The organism is Glutamicibacter sp. BW77, from assembly GCF_002332285.1.
In the GTDB taxonomy this organism is placed as follows: Bacteria; Actinomycetota; Actinomycetes; order Actinomycetales; family Micrococcaceae; genus Glutamicibacter; species Glutamicibacter bergerei.
Genome location: NZ_NRGT01000019.1, coordinates 1 through 1,438 on the forward strand (window position 1 = coordinate 1; position 1,438 = coordinate 1,438).

General features: G+C 63.4%; 1 protein-coding gene. It reads left to right on the forward strand.

Annotation, left to right across the window (positions count from 1 at the left end; genetic code table 11):
• Window positions 1-113 precede the first annotated feature (113 nt).
• Complete coding sequence (locus tag CIK74_RS01885; RefSeq protein ID WP_013350618.1) at window positions 114-1,415, forward strand: ISL3-like element ISAar34 family transposase; 1,302 nt, start codon at window positions 114-116, stop codon at window positions 1,413-1,415.
• The last annotated feature ends 23 nt before the right edge of the window (window positions 1,416-1,438 follow it).

Below are 1,438 nucleotides of genomic sequence, written 5' to 3' on the forward strand. Positions count from 1 at the left end.
GGCTCTACTGACATATCCGTGGGCGTGAGCCGCGAGCCTTAACGTCCACACGCCGCTTCCTGCCTAGGATTTTTGACTGACTAAGGTACAAAAATCTAGGGACTGAAAACGGCGTGCAGAAAACAAGCATATGGGCCGCCCTGCTGGGTGTCGAAAAAACGACCGTCCACCACGTGGATACCTGCCCGGAAACCGGGGTCCTGCTGGCCCGGGTGACACCGCACAAGTCCTTGCGGAACAGATGCGGAATCTGCTCCAGGCGGTGCTCCCGGTACGACCGCGGTGAAGGCCCCCGACGGTGGCGCACCCTGGATCTGGGAACCACCGAAACCTATCTCGTGGCCCACGCGCCTCGTGTGCGCTGCCCGGAGCACGGAGTCATCGTCGCCGCCGTTCCCTGGGCCCGCCACCAGGCCGGACACACCCGGGACTTTGACCAGCAGGTCTCCTGGCTGGCCACCCAATGCTCCAAGAGCGCGGTCACCGTGCTGATGCGCATTGCCTGGCGCACCGTGGGCTCCATCATCAACCGGGTCTGGAAGGACACCGCCAAGACCTTCGACCCGTTCGCGGACCTCAAGCGGATCGGCATCGACGAGATCTCCTACAAACGCGGACACAAGTACATCACCGTGGTCGTGGACCACGATTCGGGCCGCCTGATTTGGGCCTCGCCGGGCCGTGACAAGGCCACGCTGCGGAAGTTCTTTGACGCACTCGGGGAGGAACGATCCGCCCAGATCACGCATGTTTCCGCCGATGCCGCGAACTGGATCGCCACCGTCGTGGCCGAACGCTGCCCCCAGGCCGTCCGTGTGGCCGACCCGTTCCATGTGGTCCAATGGGCTACCGGGGCCCTGGATGAGGAACGCCGCGCATCCTGGAATCGGGCCCGGAAAGCGGCCGAAGAAAATGAGCCGGCCAGGGGCAGGGGACGGCCGCCCAAGGATGCCCCGGAACGGCCCGATAGCCAGAAGGCGACGAAGCTGAAAAACTCCCGCTACGCGCTCTGGAAGAACCCCGAGGACCTCACCGTGAAGCAAAAGGTGAAGCTCGATTGGATCGTTCAGACCGACCCGAGGCTGGGCCGCGCGTACTACCTCAAAGAGGGGCTGCGGACCATCTTCAGGCTGCCACATGCGGACGCGGTGGTGGCCCTGGACAAGTGGGTTTCTTGGGCCAGGCGCTGCCGGATTCCCGCGTTCGTGAAGCTGCAAAAGAGCATCGTCAAGCACCGCGAAGCCATTCTGGCATCGATCGAGCACGGATTGAGCAATGGGCGGATCGAATCCATGAATACCAAAATCAGGCTCATCACCCGGGTGGCCTTCGGATTCAAAGCACCCGAAGCCCTCATCGGCCTGGCGATGCTCAGCCTCGGAGGCCGGAAACCGGTACTCCCGGGACGGGGATGACCCACGGAAGAGTCAGTAGAGCC